Origin of the sequence: Alkalinema pantanalense CENA528 (assembly GCF_050753345.1) — a bacterium.
Classification (GTDB): Bacteria; Cyanobacteriota; Cyanobacteriia; order Leptolyngbyales; family Leptolyngbyaceae; genus Alkalinema; species Alkalinema pantanalense.
On the sequence record NZ_JBLZFX010000214.1, the window covers coordinates 1 to 1951 of the forward strand.

Consider the following 1951-nt stretch of genomic DNA (forward strand, 5'->3'; position numbering starts at 1 on the left):
TTGGCCCTAGTGCAAAGTAGTGGCGACCCTGGCTAGCCCGCGATTTTCTCAATCCAGGGGGGATCGGTCTACCACTACTCTTAAGATACAAGGGGGGATCAAATCTATAGCATTGATCGATCAATTTGGTATTAGATCGTGATAGTAAATACGCAATCAAATGAAAACACATTCATCTTGCAGAGATAGCTATTTGGATTCTTGATACAGAGCATAAACGTCTCGAATCAAGCTGGTGGATGCTCTCTGAAACGCAGAAGCCGCCGTAAATTCACAACAGATTCTCGATTGGTTTGTAATAAAGTAACGGTTGCCCGACCAATTGCTGTAATTGGTAATATTTCTAAGGTGTCGTCACTCCAGAGAAAATGCTCATCCCACGCCATCGTTCGCGGATGGAACAGCGGGACGATTTGCCCTGATGCGGGATCGATCGCGCTCACTTTGTTAGACTTATGATTGTTGCACTGACCACAGGCCAAAGCTAAATTTTCTAAGCTATCGTCACCACCTCGACTAATGGGAATGATATGTTCGATCTCAAAGCTACTGGGTGAGAATTTGCGTTGCGATCGACAATATTCACAGCAACCTCCTGCTCGCTCACTGACCTGTTGTTTAATTTGTTGAGGAATTTTGGCTCTTGCCATGTTTAAGTTTTGAGCAGTTGATGTATCTACGTTGGTTTCTGTGAGATTGACCTCTCTACCGAATTTCAGGTGTTTGAATGCCTAAATCCGTCATGAGCTGCAACAGCGGTATTTGGCGTAGCTCTGCTAACTTCACTAACGCCTCCAGACGTTTTACCCCAAAGACTTCCAGCCGATCGCCAATTTCCAACAGTTCCGCATATTCTGTTTCAGTTAAGGTTTCATTGTCTCGTTTGTCAGCCAAAAGCTCGTAGAGATCGGTGAGTTCTGTTGGAATGCTGCGATTGATTTCTCGCAATAATGTCGATTCTTCTGGCGTGGCAACAGGTGCGCGGCGGCGGGCACGCACAAAAAGAGCACGATCGACTAGGCTTTCGAGGTCAGGTTCACTTAAGTTATCTACAGCCTTGAGCAGTTCATCAACACTCATAGCAGCCTGGGTAGGGTTGTGGATAGCTCCATTTTAGCCCGATCGCAGGTCAAGATTTTCCATAGGGTCGATCGTTCTAGAATGAGACTGGATTGCTGGGTTGTGATTCAGGGAAAGGCAGATGCAGTACGGAAGGTCGATCGTGGTGGCGGGATTGGTGCTGGGGGGGTGGCTCCGGGGTGGAGGCGGTAAACCTGCGCAAACCATAAGTAGATCGCTTACAATCAGGGTATTATTTCCGATCAGGAGATGCTAATGACGGATGATCAAAGCTTACATCAGCAATTAGCAAGTGCGATCGTGGAGCTTCCGCAGGAGGCATTGGTAGAGGTGCTTTCGTTTGTGGAGTATCAGCGCTATAAGTTCTTGCAGACAGCGGATACACAAGCTGCACAATCTTCTAAAACAGATCAAGAAAATAGCGAAGCGATCGCAACGACACAAACGGAAGCACCCTTGTATGAGCGATTGTCGCCTAATGATCTAGCACAAGCATTTTTAGAGTGGGCAGAGAGTCACCGAGATTTGCATCTACCACATCTTTCTGATGAGGCTATTAGCCGAGAAAGTATTTATGGAGAGCGGGGATAAATGTTGTATTTGATGGATACCAATCTATTGATTCGGAGTGTGGTGACAGCGAGTCCAGTCTATTCTGAGGCAGTCAGTGCAATTCAACGGCTTCAACGGGATGGACATCAATTACACATTGTTCCTCAAAATTTGATTGAATTTTGGAATGTCTACACACGACCAGGGTAAGCGCATCTCAAACGCTATTGACAACTAGGGGTGGAGTCTTTACCCGAGTCGGGCAACGCAGCGGCTAAGACTTGGAGCATAAACGTGTCATCCATTGCGGCTCGCTTCG

At 46.8% G+C, this 1951-nt stretch carries 5 protein-coding genes; 3 read left to right on the forward strand and 2 right to left on the reverse strand.

The window, feature by feature from the left end; all coding sequences use genetic code 11:
• Positions 1–227: 227 nt before the first annotated feature.
• Entirely contained in the window at positions 228–650 is a 423-nt protein-coding gene (locus ACN4EG_RS27650; RefSeq protein ID WP_431633505.1) for an HNH endonuclease, read from the reverse strand.
• Positions 651–705: 55 nt separating this feature from the next.
• Entirely contained in the window at positions 706–1080 is a 375-nt protein-coding gene (locus ACN4EG_RS27655) for an STAS/SEC14 domain-containing protein (RefSeq protein ID WP_431633506.1), read from the reverse strand.
• A gap of 18 nt (positions 1081–1098) precedes the next feature.
• On the opposite strand from ACN4EG_RS27655, the gene ACN4EG_RS27660 reads away from it, so the two are divergent.
• From ACN4EG_RS27660 to ACN4EG_RS27670, 3 genes are all read left to right on the forward strand, one after another.
• The gene (locus ACN4EG_RS27660; protein ID WP_431633507.1) at positions 1099–1272 is read left to right on the forward strand and encodes a hypothetical protein; all 174 of its coding nucleotides are present in this window, start codon (positions 1099–1101) and stop codon (positions 1270–1272) included.
• A 63-nt stretch (positions 1273–1335) separates the two neighbouring features.
• The gene (locus ACN4EG_RS27665; RefSeq protein ID WP_431633508.1) at positions 1336–1671 is read left to right on the forward strand and encodes a hypothetical protein; all 336 of its coding nucleotides are present in this window, start codon (positions 1336–1338) and stop codon (positions 1669–1671) included.
• On the forward strand, positions 1672–1842 hold the full coding sequence (locus ACN4EG_RS27670; RefSeq protein ID WP_431633509.1) for a hypothetical protein: 171 nt from the start codon (positions 1672–1674) through the stop codon (positions 1840–1842).
• The last annotated feature ends 109 nt before the right edge of the window (positions 1843–1951 follow it).